This is a genomic window from Rahnella sp. BCC 1045 (assembly GCF_019049615.1).
Classification (GTDB): domain Bacteria; phylum Pseudomonadota; class Gammaproteobacteria; order Enterobacterales; family Enterobacteriaceae; genus Rahnella; species Rahnella contaminans.
Window position 1 is genome coordinate 1 of the sequence record NZ_JAFMOZ010000028.1, and the last position, 607, is coordinate 607.

General features: G+C 36.2%; 1 protein-coding gene. It reads left to right on the forward strand.

Features of this window, described 5'->3' with window-relative positions:
- The coding region (locus tag J1782_RS00155) for a hypothetical protein (RefSeq protein WP_217151889.1) at positions 1-607 on the forward strand (607 nt) is incomplete at both ends.

Below are 607 nucleotides of genomic sequence, written 5' to 3' on the forward strand. Positions count from 1 at the left end.
GATTTAATCGCTAGCAACTATACTGTTACAAGCATAGGTGGTGGTAGATTTAATCACAGTTTTACACCATCAACGACAACTACTGTATATGAGTTTGAAGCTAACTCTGGGAATTATATCGTTGAAGGGGAAAGATATAATATTGGTTATGAAGTCATTAATGGTAAAAATATAGTTGATACTGACTGTATATCAAAAACCTCTGTAATCAATAAATACTTAAGCTACGCAGTAGCTCAGCACGAAGCTCTAAATAATCATGATATTAATAAAGATAAAAACGATACCAGGGTTATTCATACAGCCCAAGGAGGCTATTACTGGGGCAAAAAATATGCCTGGCGTGAGTTTGGGATGTGTCTACCAAAGGAAGTCTTTCACGAATACCTAAAGTTTATAGGGCACCCAACGGTTGCATGTCAAACAGTAACTCCTGGTTATCCTGTTGGTGATGACTCTATTGCATATTTAGAAACTGGCTTAGAAAAAGCAATAGAAGATCTTATTGATACAGCTGCAATAATTAGAAGTGGCCCATACTTCCGATCACCACTTTACAATCCAACACCTACGAAAAAATTCTCAATTAAAGGGATTGATGCAATAA